Raw genomic sequence first — 24,341 nt, forward strand, 5'->3', positions numbered from 1 at the left:
GAAGACTATTTCGGACTAGCCTTCTTTTTTGTTGATCCATGAAAAAGCCCTATCTCGGTCGTTTTTTCACTGATTTTAACAATTTAGCCTTCGATTAGGTCTATTGGGGCTTGCATTGGAATCTTTCCATTCCCTATACTTGTTCCTTCATAAGTAGTGTTGAAAGTAAAGTACATGTCTGATCAGGAACTGTTGGAAAAATTTGCGAATCCGGAAACGCGTAATTACGCGTTCAACCTGCTGATTCGTAAGTACCAGCATAAGGTATACAGCCTGATTCGGAAAATGGTTATCGATCATTCGGACGCCGATGATCTCACGCAGGAAACCTTCATCAAGGTCTGGCAACACCTGGCCGAGTTTCGCGGGGATTCGCAACTGTTTACCTGGATTTACCGCATTGCCAGTAATGAGACGTTCAATTTTCTGAATAAAAAACGTCGTCGTTTCTTCCTGCCGCTCGATAATGTAGACTACGAACTGGAGGCGAAGATTGATGCCGATCCCCAGCTTTCCGGGGATGAAATTCAGAATAAATTACAAAAAGCCATCCTTCGCCTGCCCGAAAAACAACGACTAGTTTTTCACTTACGATACTACGACGAAATGCCCTACGAGCAAATGTCCGAAGTGACCGGGACTTCCGAAGGAGCTCTGAAAGCCTCGTATCACCACGCCGTACGAAAAATTGAAGAATTTTTAAATGGAAATTAAACTTTGCCGGGGCGAACTGTTCCAAGTTTCGAGTAAGCAATAAACTGATCCTCAAGGTTTTTGAATAGTACAGTTTGTTGATTTTATAGGACGAAGAGATGGAAAAAGAGATGGAAAACAAGAAAATAAAACTGGAAGACATTCCGAAGATTAATCCCTACTCTGCTCCTGATCCGTACTTCGACGACCTGCCGCAGCGTATTCAGGCTCGCATTCACGAACAACGGGCCCCCGAACGCGTATGGTCCCTGAATTGGTCCTGGCGGCGGAGCTGGTTGTCGGCGGGAGCGGCGGCGGTAATAGCCGTACTGATGTACGTCAGCTGGCCCGTACGGCAGGATTCCATCGGCGTGGAAACGCTGAGTCAGGTGGCTTCCGAAGATATTGTCCAGTATCTCCAGCAGCAGCCGAATGTTTCAGTACAGGACTTGTCCGAGTCGCCCAAAAACCGGCCCCTCATCGACAGTCTCAGTACCCAACCCCTGCAAAACCTGAAGGCGTCGAAGAAAGATATTCTGGATCACATTCCGCTGGAAGATCTGGAAGATTTAATCTAGTACCATGCACCTACCCAATCGTTTGAGCGATTGTTTTTTAAGAAAACGTATGAAATTCTGGATCACTGGTAGTTTGTTTTTCTTGCTGACGGTAGTTTCCTACGCCCAGCAGCCTGCCAAAGAAGGTCAGCCCAATAAGGAAGGTCAGCAACGCATCCGGGCCGCCAAAATTACCTGGATTACGAACCGGCTGAACCTGACACCCGATCAGGCTAAAGATTTCTGGCCGCTCTTTAATGAATGTGAAGATAAAAAGCGGGAGATCCGTCACCGACTGCGTCGCCTCAACGGAGAAACCAATAACTTGAACGCCAGCGACGAAACCATTCGGAAGAATCTGAAAGAAGTACTGGACCTGCGGCAACAGGAGGTAGACCTCGAACGCGAGTACCAGACGAAATACCTGAAAGTTCTGAATGTGAAACAGTTATCAGAATTGTACAAAGCGGATCAGCGGTTCACCCAGATGCTTATCGAACGGTTGAATAACCGCCCTCATAAGGAACAGGACCAGCATTAAGCAGACTCCATTTCGAGAAACAACGCATCAAAACCGGTGCGTTGTTTTTTTATGCCGTTCGGACTCAATACCTTACTAGCTGATCTATATGTTCAAAAAGAACGGTCAATTTTTCAGTACAGCAAGTCCGCTGGCACAAAACTTTCGTTCGTATTGATCAAATAAGCTGTTTAACCATTCGTTTGTTCACCTATGTATCAGATCCCAGTAAAGTCCTATTTTAAATCCTTCAATCCTATGCGTGCGTTTGTGCTGGCCCTGTGTCTCTGCTGGACGGGCAGTGTTTCTGCTCAACGAGAAAATATTTCTCTGGGACCTATGATCGGTGGATCATATTCTACCCTAACGAATACACCCCAAGGTGTACAGACCAACTACAAATTTGGCCCGTCGGCGGGTGTGTTTGTCAACTATAGTATCAAGGAACACTTTGGTTTGACGGCCAACGTTTTGTACACGCGTCTGGGCACAGACTATGAGAGCTTTAATAATAATACGAATGGGGCTTTTAAGCTGAATTTGGACTATATCCACGTACCTGTGCTGGCTACGTATTATTTCGGCAATGATATGGGGCCGGGTGCCATCCGTCCCAAACTGTTTTTAGGCCCCGCGGTTAGCTTCATGGTTGGTAACAACGGTCTGATTAATGATAACTTCCAGAAAATTGATGTGGGAGCTACCGGTGGCGTAGGCGTTAACATTGGTCTGGCTAAGCAGCAATGGATCAATGTGGATCTTCGTTACAACTTAGGCTTTAATCAGGTATACAAAAATATTCCTGATCGTAAGGACATGAGTAATCAGTGGTTCTCACTTACCGTAGGCTATAGTTTCCCGGTAGGCCAGTACGACAAAGGAAGTAATAAATTCAGCGGAAGACGTTAGTCTTCCCAAGCCTAAATACGAAAAGGCCGGACTAAACATCCGGCCTTTTTTATGAATGAATCCATTGCGACTAATTCAAACGGGGGTCCGTTGGATAATGCGATAAAACCCGATACGCTCCTCCCATATCCCGTAACGTAAGTCGCCAGAGCTGATCGGTTGGTGCGTCAAATAATTGATGGGATAGCGTATTCGATACAATCCAGGAGTCCCGGTTCAGCTCATCGCTCAGCTGACCCTCTCCCCAACCCGAGTACCCAATAAAAAAGCGGATATCCCCGGCGGGTAACGACCCCAGATTGAGCAGTTTCTTGATCTGTTCAAAGTCACCACTCCAGTACAGACCGTCCTGCAATTCCGTTGAACCTTCGATCAAATCCGGGCGGCGGTGAATGTAATGCAGCGTATTTTTCTCAACGGGTCCACCCACAAAAAGCGGTACGTCAGGATAGATATCGTCTTCAATTACATCGTCCAGCAGCAACTCCGTCGTTTGAGTCAAAACCAGCCCAAAAGTCCCTTGCTCATTGTGTTCACAAATCAGTACTACACTCCGCTCAAAATTTTCATCACCCAGAAACGGTTCAGCTAACAACAAACTGCCTCGGGTCACCTTCATTTGAGCATTGTTTTTTCCTGGAAGAAAGTCGCTCAATTCTCTCATGGTCAGACTATTTGAAAATCGTTGGATAAAGCTGCTAAGAGCAAGATAAACGATTTTTCTTCACAAACCAGCTTCTTTCGGGAGAAAAACTACCTTTTTTAAATATTTTTCAGGTTTTTATCTGCATTTCCTTCGGTTACCAGATTTCCACGCCTTTGTGATGATACGGTTCAAGTTGCTCCGTTGTCATGGCCGAAGAGGTAATGAGCAGGTCCAGGGCTTCGTAGGGACACACCCGGCACGTATCGGCCGTATCGAATTTATCCCGCCAGGCCGTCGCAATGACTTTTTGGGATACCTCCACCATTTTCTGTTTCAGCAAGGCTTCTTCCCAATACGGCGTTGTCACGCCCAGCTCGTGATGAATGGAACAAACGCCCACGATGCAAAAGTCCGGCCGTAGTTGTTCGAGCGTATGCATGACCCCAGCCCCCAGGGTGACCTGAGCCCGCTTGTAAACCCATCCCCCCATCAAGTGTACTTCCACGGAAGGATGCTCGCTAAGAATCTGTGCAATGGCTAGACTGTTGGTAAAAATCTGGGCATTCAGGTCCGTTGGGAGCCTTTGAGCAATGACCATGTTGGTGGAACCATTGTCCAGAATGATTGTCTGTCCATCCTTAAACAAAGCAGTAGCTTTCCGGGCAATTTCTTCCTTCTCGTGCTGGGCGTAAGCAATGCGTTCGGTCATCTTGAGCGGAGCCGGTGCCCGGGGTACGCTGGGAATGGCTCCGCCGTGTACTTTCTTGAGTAAGCCCTCTTTCGCCAGTTCATTGAGGTCCCGACGAACGGTGTCATCCGAAACGTTTAATTCCTGGCTTAATTCTACCGAACTTACCCGCTGGTGCTGCGTCAGTTTCTGAAGAATGTATTGGAGGCGTTCTTCGCGAAGCATTTCGTTTTTTTTCGTTTTATAACGCAAAGATAATCTTAATCATGCGGCTTATTTCGGTTTTTTACCGAATTTTGCAACATCACTAGCAATAAGCCTATGAAACTGGTCATTTTTGATATGGATGGCGTACTCGTGGACAGCGAGCCGATCTACCATCATTTCCATCCCTATTTTTTTGAAAACCATCTGGGTATTCCCTTGACCCAGGAAGAAGTGGATGGCCTGACGGGCGTCGCTTCCCGCGAGATTTACAGCCGCTACAAAGCCCTGTATCCCGAACAATTACCCAATGCCCCGGAAGTATACGTGGAGCAGGAATACGACCTGCTGATGGAGAAATTCGCGGCTCTTGAGCCTTTTCCCGTCATTCAGGGTATTCCCGAATTGCTGGCCACGTTACAGGAGCAGGGATTCAGACTGTGCGTTTCCTCCTCCAACCAGCGACGCATGGTGAATCTGTGCCTGGAGCGTTCGGGCTTAAAAAGCTATTTTGAGAACGTGTACAACGGCGAAGACGTCGCCCGGGCGAAACCCGATCCTGAAATTTTTATCAAACAAAGTGTGTATTTTGGCGTAGCACCCGAGGACTGTCTGGTCATTGAAGATTCAACGAATGGATGCCGGGCCGCCAAGGCTGCTGGTATGCCCTGCGTCGGGTACGTCAATCCCAACTCGGGCAATCAGGATTTATCGCTGGCCGACTGGAAAATTGATGCCTGGGATACGGCGGGTATTACACAGTTATTAACCATTTTAAAAGCCACGGACCTGGAAACGGTTCGCTAAAAAACGAATGAAACGTATTTTGATTGACATGGACGATGTCCTGGCGGATGCTTCCGGTCGTTTTGTGGAATATTGCGTAAATCGGCTGGGCCGATCCGTTACCAAAGATTTATTGAAAGGCCCTAACTGGGCGGCTGCCGTGGATATTCACGCAGATACGGTAAAAAGTTGGGTACACGAACCCGGATTTTTTCGGGGTATGACCGTGATGCCCGACGCTCAGGAAGTAGTAAGAAAGCTCACCGAACAGTATGAAGTATTCATTGTTTCAGCAGCGATTGAGTTTCCTAATTCTCTGAAAGAAAAAGTCGAGTGGCTGGCTGAACACTTTGCATTCATCGACTGGCGATATATTGTTCTCTGTGGGCACAAATGGATGATTGATGGCGATTACCTCATCGACGACCATGAGAAAAATTTGAGTACCTTTCGTGGTACGCCGATTTTATTTGATGCTCCGCACAACCAAACCCTGGAAGGGTATCAACGCGTACAAACCTGGCGGGACGTTGAACGCCTGCTGTTGCCGGAGCTGTTACCGAATCCATAACCCCAGGCAAGTCCGGATACCCCAAAACGAACGCTTACTTTATGTTTTCTCCTGAAGTTCCCCCACCGGCTCGCCTCAACTATACGGCGGCCCGGGTATCGGTCAGTACATTTTTCTTTTTGATGGGACTGAGCTTCGCGAGCTGGGCTTCACGTATTCCGGACATTCAGGAAAATCTGCAGTTAAGTGCGGGCGAACTGGGTTCGATCCTGCTGGGAATGCCCCTGGGATCATTGGTGGCACTGGCCCCGGCGGGTTGGCTGGTCACCAAGCTAGGCAGCCGAAAAGTAACGTTCTGGGCTTTGGTCGCCTACGTAGCGGCCTTACCTCTGCTGGGATTAATGACAAGTGGCTGGCAACTAGCGGTGGCTTTATTTCTGTACGGAGCCGCCGGAGACGTTTCCAATATCGCCGTCAACACGCAGGTGGTAAACGTGGAACGAGGCCTGGGCAAACCGATTATGTCTTCCTGTCACGGCTTGTTCAGTATTGGAGCCTTCGCGGGATCTGCTCTGGGAGGTATTGCGGTTTCCTTGCGAATAACGCCTTTGTATCACTTTCTGGCGGTCCTGGTTCTATCCGTCATTATGGCCTTGGTATCCGCCCGGGCTTTGCTTAGTCAGGATCATAAACAACAGACTTCAACGGAGAAGACACCCCTCTTCGTGTGGCCCGACCGAGCCCTGTTACTGCTCGGTCTCATTGCTTTCTGCTGTATGCTCACGGAAGGAGCCATGGCCGACTGGTCGTCCATCTATTACCGGCAACGGGGCGGTAACGTGGCGTCTTTAGGGTATACAGCTTTCACCATCACCATGGCTGCCGGACGCTTCATGGGTGACTGGCTTACCGTACGTCTCGGCATTCGAAAAATGCTTCAGATCAGTGGCCTGGGCATTGCCGTAGGCATGGCACTGGCTGTATCGGCTCCCTTTCCCTGGGCTGTCATCATTGGTTTTCTAATCATTGGTTTTGGCGTAGCCGTCGTTGTACCGCTGGTGTATTCGGAGGCAGGACGTTCCGCAACCATGTCGGCGGGCATTGCTCTGGCTGCCGTATCCACCGTAGGGTACACGGGCTTTTTAATGGGGCCTCCGCTGATTGGATTTGTTGCGGAAGCCGCTACCCTCCGCATCGCTCTGAGTATCGTTATCGTTCTGGGTTTTACGATCTGGTTACTGGCCCGTCGGGTACGGCACTAGCCTAGCCCTACGGAAGGCCTGACTCAGGATTCTATTCAAAATCATAATGCTAAACGCAATCGGCGAGGCGACCGTGTACGTTTGCTGTTTCCTCTACCTGCTTAGTACCCTCCGGCATCGTACCCTAACAAAAAACCTCCGCTCAAAGAGCGGAGGTTTTAACCTTCCCACTATAAACTACTCTGATAAAAATTCGAACCTTTGGTTTCGCTTTCCCCTCGGTCAAACGCCACGGCAACGCTTAATTCCAGAACACCTGATACTGGAGCAGTACCGCTCCTTTGGTACCGATGCGATCCGCGGTATTCGTTCCAGGTATATTCTGGAAAACGGGGCGGTTCTGATAGGCCAGGGTGAGTTTCGAGGTTTGTCCTTTCAACAACCAGTTGATACCGGCATCCCAGAATAGTACCGCCGCATTTAGCCGCTCGTAACGGGCGTATTGCAGACTCGCGTAGGGCATTAGGGTAGTTTTACCCAACAGATTTTCCCTACACTTATAGCCTACCTGCCCGTACAACAAGTGGCCCGTCCCGAAGGAAGGATAGCCGTTGCCACTTCCATTCACGATATCTGTACGCGTAGTACCCGAGGCCGGATTCATGGTTGCCTGATTTCGCAGGTACCCCGGTCCGTAATCCGTATGCATGTACACGGCGTACGCACTCAGGGCGGTACCTTTGGCCGAATTCAGCGGTACATCGTAAAATAAATCCACGGCAAAATTTCGCATGGCCGTCGAAACGGTATCCGTACCCACTAAATGCCACTGAGCGGCGGGCTGGTATTGAAACCCGGCTCCTACGTTCAGGACCCGTTTGCTTCCCAGATACGTTCCGGCATTGTAACCTGTCACATTCGACTCCGGATCCAGGAATTGCCACTGGACGTACCCGTGCCATTGCATGCGGGTGGGTCGGGGCGAAAACGACGAGTTGCCGGATACGCCAGGCGTATAGCCCGCTGCTTTGGTGATCGACATCGGGTTACTCATCACCAACCGATAGTCCAGCTTGCCCCATTTTCCTTTGGCGTACAAACTGAGTTTCCGCAGAAACTGATCCGTTACGTCATTGGTATTCTGCTCGAACAGGGGAGCATCAATTCCCAGAATGGAGCCGACGGCCGGAGCCGAAAATCGCGACAGTCCATTCCAGGCCGTAAGTCCGCCCCCAACGAACAATTTCTTTCGAACGACTTCATAATCCCCGTTGATATCATGGATGAAAAACCCCGCTTTCCGATCCGACAAAGCACTAAAGTTGTTCATTCCAATTTGCGTATAAATAAATACGCGATCGGCAATTTGCCCGAAAGCCTGCAAACGAGCCCGGCGAATTCCAATATCGGTTACATTCGTCTGAGCAAACCCATTCACTGTACTACCGGGATTTAGCTCCGTATTTCGCAACCAGATTTGGGCATTCAGGGTCACTTTAAAATAATTGCTGCCGTCTTCGTTCAGCCACAGCTTTCCTTCTTTAAAAGTCTGAGCTTGCGATGACAAACTCATACCTAGTATCCATCCAATACACCAATACTTCTTCATAGAGTAGACTAAAAGGACCTTTTACCGCCCTAATATCGCTCCCTTCCCAGTGTTCACTCACGTAAAATCAGAATTCCGTTGAATTTCTGTATTCATATTGGACTTTACTATCGGCAAAAATGGAAGTATTCTTAGTCCGTTAGATCATTCTTCCTCTGAAAGTTAAGCTACAGTCATTGATTTTAAGGCCGTTTTAATATAGGCGTCCATTTTACCCTCGCTTGGGCTATCAAGCCTTGTCAAATCTGACTGCCTCAGGACTTGCAAAACGTTTCGTAGCCGCTATCTACCGGGTTGCCCGGAGTATCGGAACCAGCAAGCTGCCTTTGTAGAAAAGTTGCTACGAACTCCATTCTTCGAAAGTCAACGAAAACCAACTTTCTATCACGTCAACGACATCATTTCTGGCAAAATGGGTTAGTAACCCTTGAATAAAAAGCGTTCACAGGTTCTGGATTCGCAGTTCCCGGGGGTAATGTAAAGCTTCCGGCGTCTTTCCAGTAAAAGCAAGCCTTCGCTTTTTGTAGCTTTGCTTCGCTTTTTTCACTTCCCCTATGAATCGTACGTCTTCGTTACAAATCTGGTCCGGACTTATTTACCTCTATTTAGCCTGGGGGAGTACGTATCTGGCTATTCACTACCTCATTGAAACCGTCCCGCCCCTTATGGCTTCGGGCGTACGGAACTTTACCGCCGGGCTGCTCATGCTAGCCTGGGCCAAAGCCACGGAACCGCGGGTATGGCCCAGTAGCCGGGCCTGGCTTACCTCAAGTATTGTGGGTATTTTGCTGCTCGGCGTCGGCAATGGGGGTGTGAGTATTGCCGTGGCCTGGGTACCCACGGGATATGCCGCTTTGATTGTGGCGGCGGTACCCATCTGGCTCGTTTTGCTTCAACTGCTATGGCTACGCCAGATCCCGAGCCCCATGGTCATTGGGGGTGTTCTGACAGGTGTCATAGGCGTTGGGTTGTTACTGGATTTTGATGCTTTTTCGCTCGAAGGAACGTCGGCCAATTTTACCTGGGGTATTCTGGCTCTATTACTGGCCACCTTTTGCTGGAGTCTGGGAATGGTGATTTCGCAACGGGCTCAGCTACCGTATTCCGCCGCCTACTTATCGGCGATGCAAATGCTGGGCGGTGGTATCGCCACGCTGCTGGTCAGCTCCGCAGTAGGTGAGTTTTCGAAGGTGAATGTGGCCGGTTTCAATCATAGTACCTGGCAGTCGTTTCTGTACTTGCTGAGTGTAGGTTCGCTGGGCGGATTTACGGTATTCAGCTGGCTTTCACAACGCACCTCTCCTACCTTGCTGGCCACGTATAACTACGTCAATCCGCTGGTAGCCCTGTTGCTGGGCTATGTATTTGTGGGCGAGCAACTCACCTTTAAAGTCGTTGTAGCCGCAGGGATTATTATTCTCGCCGTCGTCCTTATTACGGTCGGTCAACGCATGCAGAAACGAGCAGCGGCTCGCTAGTTATCCTGTATTTAACTGGAGAAAGTTTTAGATCTTTCTCCCCTTTTCTAAACCTACCATTACTCATGAAAAAACTTTGGTTCGTCGCTCTCATGCTTTCTTTTCAGGCTCAGGCTCAGCAGGTGATTCCCTTGTACACGGGTAGCCCTATTCCAAATCAGGCTCCCAACGCTCCCACCAGCGACGAGATCGTGGAACCAGGCAAAAACGATGGCGTTTTACGAATTAGAAACGTAACCAAACCTAGTATCACCGTGTACAAAGCGGCTAAACCTAATGGTACGGCGGTTATCATTTGTCCGGGAGGCGGCTACCATATTTTAGCCGCTAGTCACGAGGGCTCCGACGTAGCGAAGGTGCTCAACGAAGCCGGCGTAACCGCTTTTGTACTGAAATACCGATTACCCTCTACGGAGAATCTGCTAGTGCAGAAAGAGACCGGACCGCTGATGGACGCCCAGCAAGCCATTCGGATTGTCCGGTCACGGGCGAAAGAGTTTGGAATACAGCCCGATCGCATTGGGATCATGGGCTTCTCGGCGGGTGGTCACGTAGCCGCCACGGCGGGTACGCACTTTGAAAAACCTCTGGATGCGAGTTCGAATGTATCCGTACGACCAGATTTCCTGATGCTGATTTACCCCGTTATCAGTATGACGCCGGAGCTGACCCACCAGGGCTCGCATGACGCGTTGCTGGGCAAAGATGCCAGTACTGAACGGGTAGATGCGTATTCGAATGAAAAGCAGGTGACCCGCCAGACGCCGCCCACCTTTCTGGTTCATGCGGCGGACGACAAAGGTGTATCCGTCAATAATTCCATTGTTTTCTTCCAGGCATGTCAGAAAAACGACGTTCCTGTCGAACTGCACGTCTACCCGAAAGGCGGACACGGGTTTGGCCTTACCAATAAAACAACCCCGGATCAATGGAGCGATCGGCTAAAGAACTGGCTGAGTACGCTTTTCAAAAATTGATGGTTCTATAACGGATTATTAGAGTATCATTCAAACGAAAGGAGCAGCCTTCATTAGGCTGCTCCTTTCGTTTATACTTCCGGCGTCCGTTGCGAAGATCGCCGGACCACCAGATCGGTCTGCAGGATACGCGTTTGGTACCGGATGGGTTTTCCTTTCTTTTCAATCATGTCAATGAGTAATTCTGCCGACTGCTGACCCATTTCAAAACCGGGCTGAGCGATTGAACTCAAGGGCGGATCAAGCAAGGGGGCAATGGGCGGATCCGAAAAACCAATCAAAGCGACTTCTTCGGGCATTTTCATACCTACTTCCCGAATCGCCAAATGAGCCCCTAGGGCAATGCTGGTACTGGCGGCCAGAATACCGTCGGGATGATCGCTCAGGTCGGCGAACAGTTCTTTTGTCAGCTGATTACCGCTGTGTTGCCGGAACGGGCCTTCGACGAGCCATTCGGCTCGTATCGGTAAATTATGTTTTTGCAAAGCGGCTTTAAAACCACCCGTACGCTGTTGAACAATGGGCAAATGCTGGGGTCCGGTCAGGCAGGCCAGTTTACGACAGCCCTGCTCGATCAAATGCTCGGTCGCCCGAAACGCTCCATCGAAATCATCCACAATCACCTGGTGGGTCTGAAAATTTTCCACTTTCCGGTCGAAAAAGACGACGGGAATGCCCTGCTCCTGAAGCGTTCGGAAATGATCCAGATTCCGAATCTGACTGGCCGTGGAAACCACCAGTCCATCCGCTCGCCGTACCAGAATGTTACGCACGTCGGTTACTTCCCGATCCGAAGAGTCGTGGCTTTGGTAGATCGTAATATGGTACCCCTGCCGGTACGCCACTTCTTCAATCCCACTGATCACCGAGCCAAAAAATGAGTTCGCAATTTCGGGTACGATGATACCGATGGTCTGGCTCCGGCTCCGTTGCAGACTCAACGCAATCGGGTTGGGCGTATAGCTCAGTTCGCGAGCCAGCTCCAGTACCCGCTGTTTGGTTTCGGCACCAATTTCACTGCTGTCCCGTAAGGCCCGCGATACGGTCGATTTGGAAAGACCCAATCGACGGGCAATTTCTTTCAAGGTAATAATAGGCGTGTTCACAAAGCTAGCAGATTGTTTCGCGGAATAGTACAAAGTTTCCTAGCCATGCTAAAAGTCCTCTAACCACTCCGACGAACGCAAAAATTGAATTTTACCTAAAAAAAGTGAAGTAAAGATAGTTCCGGGAACGGTTTCGGGAACGGTTGCGTAAAAATATTTTTGCCTATTCTTGGCGATGCGGTTCTATACGTTCTAATATCCCCTCATCGTTTCAGCAGAATTTGAATCGGTAAAATTCAGATTTCCAGGAATAATCGTATGCGATAATCACTAAAAACAGATCTATGAACAGTACGTCTCGCCGCTCCACCCTCCGTACGAGCCCCGCCAAACCGAAGGTCTCTACGTCACAGTTGTTCGAACGTTTTATCCAAAACGCTGACGCTACGGCATTTTCTGATCTGTACCATCGCTACCACAAGCGATTACTGGTATACGCAACGAAGATTTTAAATTCCTCGGAACTGGCTGAAGAAGTAGTACTGGACGTGTTCATGCACTTCTGGCAACACCGTTCCCGGTTGCAGATTCACACTTCGTTTGAGTCATACCTGTTCCGTTCCGTACGTAACCTGGCCTTTGATTATCTGAAACATTACCGCCACGAATTACACCTGCACGAGATTACCCCCGAGGTTGCCAATTCCCTGCCCCTCTCGGAAGATCGCATCGCCGATCAATACGATTACCAAATTGTCAGTCATTTTATTGAAAGCCATATTTCGGCTCTCCCCAAACGCTGCCGCCTGATTTTCCGGATGAGCCGGGAAGAAGGACTGATGTACCGGGAAATCGCGGAAAAATTAAATCTTTCCATCAAAACGGTGGAAGCTCAGATGGGACGGGCCTTAAAGATGCTCCGTTCCGCCTACGAACAACAATTTCAGGCCGTTTAAGTACCAACCACCCACGTATATAACAAAAGCGAGTTCTGGTGAAAACCAGACTCGCTTTTTTAGTTAATCGACAGCCTACAACACACTTAGAAGTACACGGGATGTACCTTGACTTTGAACTTAGGAGGTACTTTTGACATCCGGAATTCGATTGCTGGAGCTGGAATTTTCAGGCAATTCGCCAGGAATAACAGACTTTTCAGTAAATCGGAATGCGTAGGAATACGCGTCAGATCCAGGTCGGGCGAGATAAAAAACTGCCGGACGGGCCTTCTGCCTAAAGCGATACTTTTCTCGTAATCCGCAGCAATCATGTTGTCAATGCCATATCCAACGGCGATATTAAGTAGCTTGGGCCAGCGAACGGTACGTTCGTCAGGAGCCTGAAAGGAAGCCGGATTCATCGATAACCAGTACGTTTGCCCGTTGTAATCCTTCAGCCAGCTTTCGCTCCAGCTACGTCCCAACAGCTCCGGTCTTTCGCGAGCGAGCCGGGTGGGGTGAAAACTCCATTTGGGTGTAACCCGCACTTCTCCCCAGGCCAGTTGCTGCGTTACCAGAATCGCCGGACCAGTCAGATTTGCTACCACATCCCCAATTGAAAAGCCGTATTCGGGCGAAAACCCGTCCAGAATTTCAATGGGTAACATGAACGTTACGCCGCTGGTAGCTCCGTACAAAGCGGCCTGTTGGTTATTCATTCCGGCCCACTGGTACGCGGCCATACCCATACGAGCGATTTGATAGGCCGTGTAGGCGTGCCCGGCTTTATCCAGCTGCAACCATTCTTTATTGTCATTGAAGGTATGGAAGTTCTTGAGCGGCTTTTTGTACCAGGCTTTACTCAGGCCATAAATCGTTCCAGCGAAAACGGCTCCCTGACCAATCAACAAGCCATTCAACCGATCCTGCCGAATTTGGCCGAAAACCGTTGAATGGAGAAAGACGAGAAGAAAAATCAGTTTACGCATAAGGTGCCAAAGGAGCACAAAGAAAGCAGATGCCCGCTTACGCCGCGTAACAGAGCCAGGAAAGTTGTTTGGCCGGATACTTTAATAGCTACCCAGGTATTTGCGGAAACCCCACTCCAAAGCGAGCAGCGTCAGCAGAATAAAGAAAATCCAGCGAAGATTGATGGGCTCCCGTAAGTCTTCCGTACTGGTTAGCTTATCGGGCAAATCACGGCTCAGCAGGTTTTGTTCAAGCGTCTGTAGCTGGCTGGCGGTATAGAACTTCCCGTTGGATTGCTGGCTCAGCTGGCGTAACAAATTGAAGTCAGCGGTCGTATTGGCCAGTTCCAGTTGTTCATCCCGAATAACGAATTCACCACTGGCCGTCTCATCCTTCCCCAACACTTTCGCCGTAGCCGCATAGCGATACACGCCAACGGGCAAATTGCTGATCTCAAAACGACTAGCCGATGAGGTATACGTGTATTTGCGAGCCTGACCTTTCTCATCCGTAATCGTCAGCGTAACCTCGGGCCCGTAAATCCGTTCGTACAGTTCATTGTAGATCTCGGTTTCGAACGCCACCCGATCTTCCAGTTGGAACTGATTCTGGGTGGGGTATACCCGCAGTTTGCGTTTGTCATCTTTGGAAGAAAGAAACTGAATCAGTTTCGTCACCAGTTCATCGACCACCTGCTGCTTTTCCGTCAGCCGATACTCTTCCAGTCGCCATTCCCACAAGCCTTCGCCCAGTAACATGGCCCCGCGTTTAGGACCCGAATTGAGGATGAGCAGGGGCTTACTGGTTTCAATCGTATTTTTCTTCTGAAACAGCACGACTTCCGAATTGGCCAAGGGCCGTACCTCCCCAAAAGGCACGGACAGCGGCGGCAGTTTGCGTAACAATTCCATCTGTTCGGCATTCAGATTCAGCCGGGTGAAATTCCGGTTATAGAAAGCCGTAACTTTATCCAGTTGACCCGCCTGAGCCTGAATTTGAGCCACTTGCTGGGCATTATTCAGTGGATTGGTACCCGTCTGACTCGCCACGATCCAGAACACGGGGGTACCCTGATCCATTAATCGTTTAAGGTACGCTCCGGAAGAACTGAAAGCGTCGGGCTGCTGGTGGAAAATGAGGAGGTCGTATTTTTTGTCGGAAGGCTGGGGCGGCGTACTGGAATTTACGATCTGAAAGTCAAACTCGAAGTTGTCATTTTTTTCAATGATACTACGCATGGCCTTGATGTCCGGGTGAGGGGCCGATGCGACGAGCAAAATCCGCTGCCGACCATCAATCACTTCCACGTACACATCTTTCCGATTGTTTTGGGTGGTATGTTCCCCGGGTAAGGGTACGACTTCGACGACCAGATGTTGCAAACCTTTGGCCAGAGCCTGCGTAGTGAAGTTGACGGTAGCGAGAGCCCGTTCTTTGGGAAATTGTACCGTTTGCTGGGCCAGCGTTTGACCACCCCGTCGCAGCACTACCGTAGCCGTTCGGCCCGCGTAGCCATCCGCCAGAATATCGGCCTGAATGGGAAACTGATTGCCTAGGTACGCAATTTGGTTGGCCGTGATGGTTTTCAGATTCACATCCCGTTTCGGCGTGGTATCGCCTACGGCCAGCGAATGAATGGGAAAGGTAAAGGATTGAAATGTTGGCGATACGCCCTGATTGACAATGCCATCCGAAAGGAGCACGACATCGGTAACATTCCGTCCTTCCAGACTGGTTTTAACGTTTGTCAGTAGAGCGGATAAATCGGTTGATTTCTGAGTGAAGCGGACGGAATCCAGGCTGGATACGGGCGTAGCTCGTAACGTTTGTACTTCAACGGCGTATCCTTTGTTTTCCAGAGCTTCCTGAAAGCTTTTCAGCCCGCTGATCAGTCCCTGCCCCTGTTTCCCTACCGAAGCCGAGTTATCCAGAGCCAGTACCAGCGTTTTCTTTTCGACGCGTACTTCCGTTTGGCGTAGTAACAGATTGAGTAGCAGTAAGCACAGTCCGGAAACTACGATGAACCGAAGGACCGCCAGCGACCCGTTGGCCACTTTGCTCCAATTCGCTTTGGGCTGGTAGAGAAGAAAAGCATAGAATCCACCCACCAAGAGGCAAAGCAGAATCCACCACGGCGAAGACTGAAAAACGAAGTTCAAGCTGTTGAGTTTAGAGTTTTTCAGTTTGCAATTTTCAGTTTGCAGTTTTCAGTACTGCCAACGTGACTGTTTCTATGCTGAAATTGTCCCGATGAACTCCTGAAAACTGCAAATCGAAAACTGAAAACTACTATCCATTTTAGGTCAGCAGACCCCCGTTTACCTGGAGCACCTGACCCGTGATGTATTTAGACATATCCGAAGCCAGGAATATACAGGCATCGGCTATCTCTTCGGGCTGACCACCGCGTTTCATGGGAATTGAATTCATCCATTCTTCTACGGCCTTTTCGCTTACTTCACCCGTCATTTCAGTAATAATGAAACCCGGTGCAATGGCGTTGGAACGTACATTGCGGCTCGCCAATTCCAAGGCTACGGATTTCGTAAAACCAATAATACCCGCTTTGGAGGCAGCATAGTTAGCCTGACCCGCATTGCCCCGCACGCCTACAATAGACGTCAGGTTAATGATCGAACCACTCTTCGCCTTCATCATGGGGCGAGTGGCCGCTTTGGTCAGGTTGAATACCGACTTCAGGTTTACCCGAATTACTTCGTCCCAGGCTTCTTCCGTCATCCGCATTAGCAGGCCGTCCCGGGTGATACCAGCATTGTTGACCAGCACGTCCAGCGTACCAAAATCAGCAATGACTTGTGTAATCAGCTCTTCGGCGGCTTTATAGTCGGAGGCATCCGAACGGTACCCTTTGGCTTTAACGCCCAGAGCGGCTAATTCTTCTTCCAGAGCCTGACCTTTTTCAACACTCGACAGATACGTAAAGGCAACGGAAGCCCCTTCCTGAGCAAAGCGAGTGGCAATGGCCCGGCCAATCCCCCGGGAAGCCCCCGTAACCAGGGCGACTTTTCCTTGTAATAAAGGCATACGAACAAAAATGTTTGGAGTACAAGCGACAAAAATAACCGCAAATAGCGATAATACGGTGGTAAGTTGCGAGGATCGCTCCGGTAAAGTCAAGTTATTTTCGTGACGCTCACCCGGTTACTGCCAGAACAACGTGGGTTCCTTTTTGAGGAGCGGAATGAATGTCAAGGGTTCCGCCAATGGCTTCGGCCCGTTCGCGGATGTTCCGCAGGCCCATCCCCTCCGGCAACTGATCTACCTCAAAACCAACACCATCGTCGGTCACCGTAACCTGTAAAGTATCCTCCTTTTTCTCCACAACGATCTCAGCTAACAGAGCTTTGGCGTGTTTCAGAATGTTATTACAGAGTTCCAGACAGATGTTATACACATTGAATTCAATGTCCTGCGAAAGCCGTTCCTCCAAGCCACTTACTTGCAGCGTAAACTGGGTTTGACTACGACTGTTAGTCATAATCTGTACCAGTCGTTTTAACCCTGCTTCCAAGCCGTACTTTTCGAGTTCGACGGGTAGCATGTTATGGGAGATGAACCGAATTTCTTCGTACGCGTGCTTCATCATGGCCAATACATCGTCGTAAATGACCTTTTCCTGCGAACTCAAATGTTCTGGATTCAGGGCCTGGATGGTCATGCGGGCCGCTGCCAATAACCCACCCAGGTTATCGTGTAATTCCGCCGCTACGCGTTTACGTTCCATCGTCTGCCCAATCAGTAGGGCTTCCGAAATCTCCCGGTTTTTCTGGACTAACTCCCGGTTGGCTTTCTGTAATTCGGCCGTACGCTCCTGTACCCGGATTTCCAGGGTTTCGTTTAACTGTTCAATTTCTCTGTTCTGTGCCTCAATTTTTCGCTGCTTCCGTCGTACCGACTGATTGAGCCAGACCAATCCGGCCCCAATGAGTAATAGTAATCCGGCTATTACCGTAATCCAGAGTTTGTACTTTCGTTGAAAATTGGCCTCCTCCTCTTTTTCGGCCAGCTTTTCTCGTTCCAGTTCTACCATAATCTGGTAGTAATCCTGCATACCCTTGCTTTTGGGCAGACTATCGGCCGTTGCTTTGTACCGTTCGTAATACGTTAACGCTTTCGCGTAATCGCCTCGCTGCTTATACGCTTCGTAAAGGTATTGACAGGCTTCCGCCCGATCCGATAGATTATTGTTTTCTAAAGAAGCGTATCGAAGGGCCAACTGAGCATTCATAATGATTTGCTGCGTCTCCTTACGATCCAGGTTCAGCTTCGCTAACAATAAGTGCCCGGCTGAACGGGTTACGGTACTGCTATCCAGTCGAATCGCCCGCTGAATCATCGCTTCACCCCGTGTTGTATCGCCAGACTTGATGTAGCTTTCACCCAGAAAATTCAAGGTCATTGCCCTTTCATAGGTAGATTTCTGAGCTAAAGCGAGTGATTTATAGAGGAATTGTCGAGCGGGTAGATAGTTTTTTAACTTCAGGTAGCATAGGCCAATCTGTCGAAGCATAAATGACCGATCCTCCCGGGTTTTAGCAATTTTTTCCCCGATCATAAAATAGCCCATCGCTTTTTCATAATCTTCCAGCGTGTTATACTGAATCCGTCCCATGCGTTTCAGGCATTCATACAGATAGCGGCACCGCTCCACGGGATACTGGGAATAAATATGATACGCCTGATAATTCGCTACGTACGATTCCCGGTATTGCATCCTGAGGTGAGCCACCTTTCCCTTCAGCGTCAAGGCATCTGCTTCCGCTAGTTCGATTCGTAAAGCTTGGGCCGTTTCCAGATACTGGTTAACGAAGTAGCGGGCGGAATCCAGGGTGCGATCCCGGCCATCGTAACTATCGGCATAGGCGATGTACAGATTGGTCAGCTTATCGTACAGCTCGAGTGCTTGGGGAGAATAATTGGTACCTGATGGACTCTGGGGAAGAGCCGCCAACTCAGTACGAGCTTTCGTGATAGCGGATTCATGCGTTTGAGCCTCCCCTTCCCGGCTCAATACTAACAGTCCGGTAAGCGTCAGTAGGAAAAGCGTTCGCATGAATAATCTGGATTGGACATTCAAAATAAGCCTTTTTTGAACTACTATCCATGCTTTCCCGGGTAAAACTACTCGATTCCGTGAATTTTATTACCTCATGATAGGTTTTAATAGAGCGAGCTTTTTAAAATGGATGAGGCAGCCTTGTCCGCTTTACTCTACCTTTGCTCGTATATCTGAACTAGTTTGTATGAATATTGGAGACCGCGTTCGGCTGGTACACGGCCGTGAAGAGGGCATTATCACCAAATTTTTACCCGGTGATTTAGTAGAAGTAGAAATTGAGGCTGGGTTTCGTATTCCGGTGCAACGGCGGGAAGTTTCGCTGATTTCACCCGAGGAGAAAAATCGTTTTCGGGCTGTACCCGCCAGCGAAACGCCCAAAGCTCCCTCCTCTTCCGAGGTGTTTGCCAATCAGGGTTTGTATCTGGCTTTTGTTCCGGTTAACGATCGGGAACTGTCGATGTACATCATTAATAATACTGACTGGGATGTACCCTTCTCGCTCATTAATGGGTCAGAGCCGCATTTTAAAAGCCTGGGATCGGGTTTATTGAAAGCTCGTACCAGTCAAAAAACGGGTGACTGGCAGGTCAAGGATTTTGAAAACTGGGGCGTATTCACGGTGCAGGCTTTGTTCTCCCGACTGGCCTTCCGGAATGTACGTCCACCGCTGGAAAAGAAAATTCGCTTCCGGGCCAATTCGTTTTTCAAAACCAAACAACGCATTCCCGTACTCGATCAGGTCGGGCATCTGTTTCAGGTAGATGATGAAGCGATTCAACCGGAAAAAATCAAGGAAAGCCTGACGGAGCGAAAAGTGGAAGAGCCGAAGCCAGTCGTAGAGAAACCCGAAACTACGGTGGATCTGCACATTGAGAAGCTCACGCGGCATTTCCTGGCCATGGATACCAGCGAGATGCTGGAACTTCAACTCAAGACATTCAATACGGCTCTGGAAAACGCCATTGCCCACGGACTGGATGAAATCATTTTCATTCACGGTGTTGGTAACGGTACGCTGCGTACGGAAATCCACCGCAAACTGGGCAAGCATCCGCACGTGGCTTTCTTCGCGGACGCTCAGAAGGAAAAATTCGGCTACGGAGCAACGCGGGTGAAAATTAAGTAAGTTTTGGGTTTACCGTTTTCAGTTACGATTCCCCTTACATACGTCTCAACTGGGGTAATTTTCACCACAATCCCAGCAAGGCATAAAGTTTCACTATAACATTTGACTTCTATACTCCGACGGAATCTATTACTGAAAACAGAAAATTGTAAACTTAAAACTGAAATGCCTGATTATTTGTGCCGTATTCCCTTTTCCCGTAGTTTTTGGGCGGCAGTTGGTTTTGTATTCTTGATTTCATTGGAGGGCTGTCGGCCGAAAGGTTCCATATCCAGCAATCCCTCAGCCCCTAAGGAATCGTATCTCTACACGAAAAAACAAGTGGAAAGTCGTCGGTACCTATCAACCATCAACCTTCCGGTTGAAATCTCTCTTTCAGAAGTCGAACGTCAGATCAACGCCAATCTCACGGACTTGATCTATGAAGATATGGGTTACGAAGATCAGGACGATATGATGGTTCGGGTCTGGAAACGTGGTACCATTGTGGTTACGCCGGGAGCCAGCGTTAATAATGAAAGTTCGCTGAATCTGAAGGTTCCCCTGAAAATCTGGATTCGGGCTCGCTACAGTCTGCTTGGACTCTCGACGGAACGGGAACTGGATTTTGCCCTGGACGTGCGGCTTTCTACCCGATTCTCGATTGCCCCCAACTGGGAAGCTCATACCACGACCAAACTCGAAGGCTACGACTGGGTAACGAAGCCGGTACTCAAACTAGGGCCTGTTTCCATTCCTGTTGCGGGAATCGTCGGAAAAGCTCTGGACTCGAAGAAATCCACGCTGGAAAAAGGGGTGGACGATGCCGTGGCTAAAAACGTTGAAATCAAGAAATACGTCGTTCAGGCTGGAATGCGGCGTTGCAACCGTATCAGGTGTCGGAACAGTACCGCACCTGGTTGAAAATAACGCCGGTAGCTATTCAAATGGCTCCGTTCCGTACGGTGGGGAAAACGATTCAGTCAACCATTGGTTTTCAGACCTATACGGAAACAGCTTTTGGGGATAAGCCTGTCGTAAACGCAGTCAATCAGGTACCGGATTTAAAGCTTGGTGCGGCCCCCTCGAATGAATTTAAAATTGGCTTGGTGAGCGAACTCTCGCACGCCGAAGCCGAACGAATGGTAGCGGATACGGTAGTGGGACAGAAATTCAATTACGGTAAATATGCCGTGGAAGTAACGTCCATCAAACTATACGGCGATGCGAACACGCTGGCAATACGGGCCGGACTGAAAGGCAGTCTTGACGGATATATTTATTTCAAAGGCGTACCGTATTACGATCCCGTTACCAAGTCGGTTACGCTAAAAGACCTGGATTACGATCTGGACACGCGGAGTTTTCTGGTGAAAACCGCCAACTGGGTTTTGCAGAGTAAGCTACGCAAGTCGCTGCAATCGGCCCTGACCTTCCCGGTTGGTGAGCCCATTGACGAAGCGAAAAAGCAGTTACAGGCTTTATTGACCAATCGGCAAATTACGAAGGGTGTAACCTTATCCGGGAAAATTGATTCGATTACCCCCGATCAGGTGTACCTGACGCCCGGTTCAATCTACGCCGTAGTCTTTGCCAAAGGGAAAGTGAATTTGCACGTGGATGGACTGTAGAGAGTTTTCCGTTTTGAGTTTTCAGTTTTGAGTTGTTACCATATCATACGCTTAGGGAATGATCGGGACAGTAAAACATTTGTTTTTTAAAGATTTGATTCCCTATATCTGAACTGACAACCATCAACTAGTAATCACGCAGGCAGGACCTCATGTAGGGCGTCCTACCGCTGAAACCGGGTGCTGTCGGAAGCTGAAAACTGAAAACGCAAAACCGAAAACGCAAAACTCCACGTACCTTTGCGGCAAGCAAGCCATCTTATCGCTTCCGGTGTAAGCAGGAAGAGGAAAGTCCGGGCAGCGTAGAGCACCGTGCTACCTAACGGGTAGGCAGTCAACTGGCGACGGTTGGCTGACAGCCAGTACCACAGAAAAGATACCGCTTTCCTTCGGGGAAAGTAAGGGTGAAAAGGTAGGGTAAGAGCCTACCGCTCAGGGGGTGACTTCTGAGGCAGGGTAAACCTCACGGGCTGAAAGACCAAATAAACCAGCGGTGTCCGCAAGGACCGAAGGGCTGCTCGTCCGGTGCTGGTGGGTAGGTCGTTAGAGACGGCAGGCGACTGCCGTTCTAGATAAATGATAAGACTTTTTACTGGTTCGCCAGTGAAGATGACAGAACCCGGCTTATCGGCTTGTTTTTTATTTCTATCGGCTGTTTTCAGTTTTAATTTACCGCGAAAGGTCGCCTTCGTATACCTTTTTTGGTTTTCTTCACGGAAAAACCAGAACTGTTTAACTACTACGCTGAAAACTTCTGAGCTAAAGCATTCTATCAACCGGAATTGCTTTCTACGTACTGTACCTATGAAACGAAGCCTTCTCTCTATCCTTCTCGTTAGTATAAGTTTAGGGTCGCTCTGGGCCCAAACACCTGATAAAAAATATCAAACTCCCATGACGCTGGAAGAACAAAACCAGCAAAAAGTATTCGCTGAAGCCGAAAGCAAGCGGTTGCGTCGCTCGTACGAGGGATTCAACAAAATGCACACCTGGTCAGTAACTGCTCACGGGGGCATTAGCAAGTTCTACGGAGACTTACAAACGGGTAACTTTTTCTCAACGGGTCCGGGGGAAAAAACGCCCTTTTTCGGTGGGCTTTCGGTCAACAAACAACTGACGCATTTACTCGGTGTTTCGGCCAATTTTGGTTTTGGTCAACTGAGTGGTAGCAAGGACCGATTCGTCTACATCGATCCGATTAATCCTTCAGCGGGGCTCTCCTATGGTCCGAGCTACTTCTTTTCGGATATTATGCAGGCTGGCCTGAACGCCGACATTAACCTGAAGTCTCTGGTTTTTGGTACCAAGAAATTACGCCGCCTGAAGGTAGATTTTATTGCGGGCGTCGGGTATATGTACTACCGGACCAAGGTTTATTCCATCCGGAATTTTGAATACGAAAACTCGCTGGGCGAACGCAAAACGTATGCCGCGAAAGAACTGGTCCGTTTCTCAAATGGACCCTTTAGCTCGACCACCGCGGGCGGCTGGACGGGCAGTGGCTCGAAGTATACCCGTGATCTGGTCATTCCTACGGGCATTCGGGTCTTGTACGAGTGGTCCAATCGACTGGATATCGGTATTCACTACATGCTGAATCATACCTTCACCGAAAAGCTCGATATGACCCTGGGCGGCTACGACAATTCATTGCCCAGCGAAATTTACGCTTCACCCAACGGAAACAATTCCTTCCGCCGCGGTGATTCGGCCTATGATAAATACGGTACGCTGGCTTTTGAGGTTACGTATAAATTTGGAAAACGGGCTTCGCAGGTAAGCGATCAGGGCAAATACTCCACGAAGAAAGGAGAAATGTATCACCTCCGCTGGACGGACCCGAAAGATCTGATTCCAGCACCTTACAACCCTACGGTTGATACTGCTCTGGCTCGCGTGAAAGCGATCATGCCGGGTGAAGTGGATCCGCGTTTGTATACAGATTCCGATGGCGATGGCGTAGCAGATTTATACGATCAGGAACCCAATACGCCACCCAACAGTATCGTGTCGGGTTCGGGTGTGGCGATGAATTTGCAACAATTGCTGCAACCTTTCGTAGATGCTAAAACGCCGAAAGAAACCTGTACGCAGATTTTCGGTAACGTTGAATTCAGAACCGATCAGGCCACCATTCAGCCGGAAGCCAAACGCCTGCTGGACGATGTTATCTCCTACCTTAACAATGCCACGGAATGCCGCGTCGTAGTAGTAGGTCACACCGATCGCCGGGCGTCGGATTCGTACAATATGAAGCTGTCGAGAAGACGTACACAAGCCGTTAAAAAATACCTGACCCGTTACGGTCTGAAAGATCCCAGCCGGGTGACGATTGAATGGTACGGCGAATTCCGGCCCGTCGCTCCAAACGATAAGCCTAACGCAGGCATGCAACGCAACCGCCGCGTAGAGCTACGGATCTTACCGCTGAACAACTGGAAAAATTATCCGGGAAATTAGGGGAGTTTTCAGTTTAGAGTTTACGGTTTTCAGTTTTGGGTGTTTACCGTTGCGGTTTTGAATTTTCTTAACATACTATAGAAAGGGTTTTAGGCTGGAAAACCGGCTTAAAACCCTTTCTTTTTTATTTAAGATCAGATAGCCCTGCAGGTCTACTCGCTATTCCAGATTGCGAACCCGAAAGAGCTACTTCTTTGCTACCAGACCCGACAACCCCGGAGGGGTTCCATGTTATTAGCCCCGTATGGAATGCGGGGACTTGGTTAGCCCAGATAAGTACAACCTACCAACGTTTGCGGCCGTAGCAAATGCTACGGACAACCCGTCCCGCT

The 24,341-nt window shown here is 49.3% G+C and carries 20 protein-coding genes, 1 other RNA gene and 1 pseudogene; 14 read left to right on the forward strand and 8 right to left on the reverse strand.

Features of this window, described 5'->3' with window-relative positions; genetic code table 11:
• The first annotated feature begins 174 nt into the window (after positions 1–174).
• From BWI93_RS17245 to BWI93_RS17260, 4 genes are all read left to right on the forward strand, one after another.
• Positions 175–714: an RNA polymerase sigma factor gene (locus BWI93_RS17245; protein WP_094813487.1), complete on the forward strand. Its 540-nt coding sequence runs from the start codon at positions 175–177 to the stop codon at positions 712–714.
• A gap of 98 nt (positions 715–812) precedes the next feature.
• Positions 813–1,271 carry a hypothetical protein gene (locus BWI93_RS17250; RefSeq protein ID WP_094813489.1) on the forward strand — a complete coding sequence of 153 codons (459 nt, stop codon included), beginning with the start codon at positions 813–815 and terminating at the stop codon, positions 1,269–1,271.
• Positions 1,272–1,320: 49 nt separating this feature from the next.
• Entirely contained in the window at positions 1,321–1,791 is a 471-nt protein-coding gene (locus BWI93_RS17255; RefSeq protein ID WP_094813491.1) for a hypothetical protein, read from the forward strand.
• 237 nt (positions 1,792–2,028) lie between these two features.
• Positions 2,029–2,679 (forward strand): porin family protein, encoded by a 651-nt coding sequence (locus BWI93_RS17260; RefSeq protein ID WP_176454256.1) that lies wholly within the window; start codon positions 2,029–2,031, stop codon positions 2,677–2,679.
• 70 nt (positions 2,680–2,749) lie between these two features.
• On the opposite strand, the gene BWI93_RS17265 is transcribed toward BWI93_RS17260, so the two are convergent.
• A complete protein-coding gene (locus BWI93_RS17265; RefSeq protein WP_094813495.1) occupies positions 2,750–3,298 on the reverse strand; it encodes a YqgE/AlgH family protein in 549 nt (182 codons plus the stop codon).
• Positions 3,299–3,479: 181 nt separating this feature from the next.
• Complete coding sequence (locus tag BWI93_RS17270) at positions 3,480–4,238, reverse strand: DeoR/GlpR family DNA-binding transcription regulator (protein WP_141217506.1); 759 nt, start codon at positions 4,236–4,238, stop codon at positions 3,480–3,482.
• A 96-nt stretch (positions 4,239–4,334) separates the two neighbouring features.
• Between BWI93_RS17270 and BWI93_RS17275 the strand changes: the two genes are divergently transcribed.
• Genes BWI93_RS17275 through BWI93_RS17285 form a run of 3 tightly spaced genes read left to right on the forward strand, consistent with a single transcriptional unit; the run spans position 4,335 to position 6,776 of the window.
• Positions 4,335–5,024 carry an HAD family phosphatase gene (locus BWI93_RS17275; protein ID WP_094813500.1) on the forward strand — a complete coding sequence of 230 codons (690 nt, stop codon included), beginning with the start codon at positions 4,335–4,337 and terminating at the stop codon, positions 5,022–5,024.
• Positions 5,025–5,031: 7 nt separating this feature from the next.
• Entirely contained in the window at positions 5,032–5,574 is a 543-nt protein-coding gene (locus BWI93_RS17280; RefSeq protein WP_094813502.1) for a hypothetical protein, read from the forward strand.
• Positions 5,575–5,615: 41 nt separating this feature from the next.
• Entirely contained in the window at positions 5,616–6,776 is a 1,161-nt protein-coding gene (locus BWI93_RS17285; RefSeq protein WP_094813504.1) for an MFS transporter, read from the forward strand.
• A 241-nt stretch (positions 6,777–7,017) separates the two neighbouring features.
• Here the strand turns inward: BWI93_RS17285 and BWI93_RS17290 are convergent, their stop codons facing one another.
• Positions 7,018–8,283 (reverse strand): hypothetical protein, encoded by a 1,266-nt coding sequence (locus BWI93_RS17290; RefSeq protein ID WP_217902303.1) that lies wholly within the window; start codon positions 8,281–8,283, stop codon positions 7,018–7,020.
• A 596-nt stretch (positions 8,284–8,879) separates the two neighbouring features.
• On the opposite strand from BWI93_RS17290, the gene BWI93_RS17295 reads away from it, so the two are divergent.
• The gene (locus tag BWI93_RS17295) at positions 8,880–9,803 is read left to right on the forward strand and encodes an EamA family transporter (protein WP_094813508.1); all 924 of its coding nucleotides are present in this window, start codon (positions 8,880–8,882) and stop codon (positions 9,801–9,803) included.
• Between the two features lie 65 nt (positions 9,804–9,868).
• Positions 9,869–10,780: an alpha/beta hydrolase gene (locus tag BWI93_RS17300; protein ID WP_094813510.1), complete on the forward strand. Its 912-nt coding sequence runs from the start codon at positions 9,869–9,871 to the stop codon at positions 10,778–10,780.
• A gap of 71 nt (positions 10,781–10,851) precedes the next feature.
• Here BWI93_RS17300 and BWI93_RS17305 read toward each other — a convergent pair whose 3' ends face one another.
• Complete coding sequence (locus BWI93_RS17305) at positions 10,852–11,886, reverse strand: LacI family DNA-binding transcriptional regulator (protein WP_255157934.1); 1,035 nt, start codon at positions 11,884–11,886, stop codon at positions 10,852–10,854.
• Between the two features lie 284 nt (positions 11,887–12,170).
• Between BWI93_RS17305 and BWI93_RS17310 the strand changes: the two genes are divergently transcribed.
• On the forward strand, positions 12,171–12,782 hold the full coding sequence (locus BWI93_RS17310) for an RNA polymerase sigma-70 factor (RefSeq protein WP_094813512.1): 612 nt from the start codon (positions 12,171–12,173) through the stop codon (positions 12,780–12,782).
• Positions 12,783–12,868: 86 nt separating this feature from the next.
• On the opposite strand, the gene BWI93_RS17315 is transcribed toward BWI93_RS17310, so the two are convergent.
• From BWI93_RS17315 to BWI93_RS17330, 4 genes are all read right to left on the reverse strand, one after another.
• Positions 12,869–13,753, reverse strand: a complete 885-nt coding sequence (locus tag BWI93_RS17315) for a DUF2279 domain-containing protein (RefSeq protein ID WP_094813514.1) — start codon at positions 13,751–13,753, stop codon at positions 12,869–12,871.
• 81 nt (positions 13,754–13,834) lie between these two features.
• A complete protein-coding gene (locus BWI93_RS17320) occupies positions 13,835–15,892 on the reverse strand; it encodes a carboxypeptidase-like regulatory domain-containing protein (RefSeq protein WP_094813516.1) in 2,058 nt (685 codons plus the stop codon).
• Between the two features lie 139 nt (positions 15,893–16,031).
• Positions 16,032–16,778, reverse strand: a complete 747-nt coding sequence (gene fabG, locus BWI93_RS17325) for a 3-oxoacyl-[acyl-carrier-protein] reductase (protein WP_094813518.1) — start codon at positions 16,776–16,778, stop codon at positions 16,032–16,034.
• Positions 16,779–16,887: 109 nt separating this feature from the next.
• Positions 16,888–18,807: a sensor histidine kinase gene (locus tag BWI93_RS17330; RefSeq protein ID WP_094813520.1), complete on the reverse strand. Its 1,920-nt coding sequence runs from the start codon at positions 18,805–18,807 to the stop codon at positions 16,888–16,890.
• A 190-nt stretch (positions 18,808–18,997) separates the two neighbouring features.
• Between BWI93_RS17330 and BWI93_RS17335 the strand changes: the two genes are divergently transcribed.
• The 4 genes and pseudogenes from BWI93_RS17335 (at position 18,998) to BWI93_RS17355 (ending at position 24,009) form a co-directional block, all read left to right on the forward strand.
• On the forward strand, positions 18,998–19,939 hold the full coding sequence (locus tag BWI93_RS17335) for a DUF2027 domain-containing protein (protein WP_094813522.1): 942 nt from the start codon (positions 18,998–19,000) through the stop codon (positions 19,937–19,939).
• A 165-nt stretch (positions 19,940–20,104) separates the two neighbouring features.
• Positions 20,105–21,549 (forward strand): annotated as a pseudogene (locus BWI93_RS28965) (DUF4403 family protein).
• 246 nt (positions 21,550–21,795) lie between these two features.
• An RNA gene (gene rnpB, locus BWI93_RS17350) (RNase P RNA component class A) lies at positions 21,796–22,192 on the forward strand.
• A 251-nt stretch (positions 22,193–22,443) separates the two neighbouring features.
• Entirely contained in the window at positions 22,444–24,009 is a 1,566-nt protein-coding gene (locus tag BWI93_RS17355) for an OmpA family protein (RefSeq protein WP_094813528.1), read from the forward strand.
• Positions 24,010–24,341: the final 332 nt, after the last annotated feature.

It is taken from the genome of Siphonobacter sp. BAB-5385 (genome assembly GCF_002261125.1).
In the GTDB taxonomy this organism is placed as follows: Bacteria; Bacteroidota; Bacteroidia; order Cytophagales; family Spirosomataceae; genus Siphonobacter.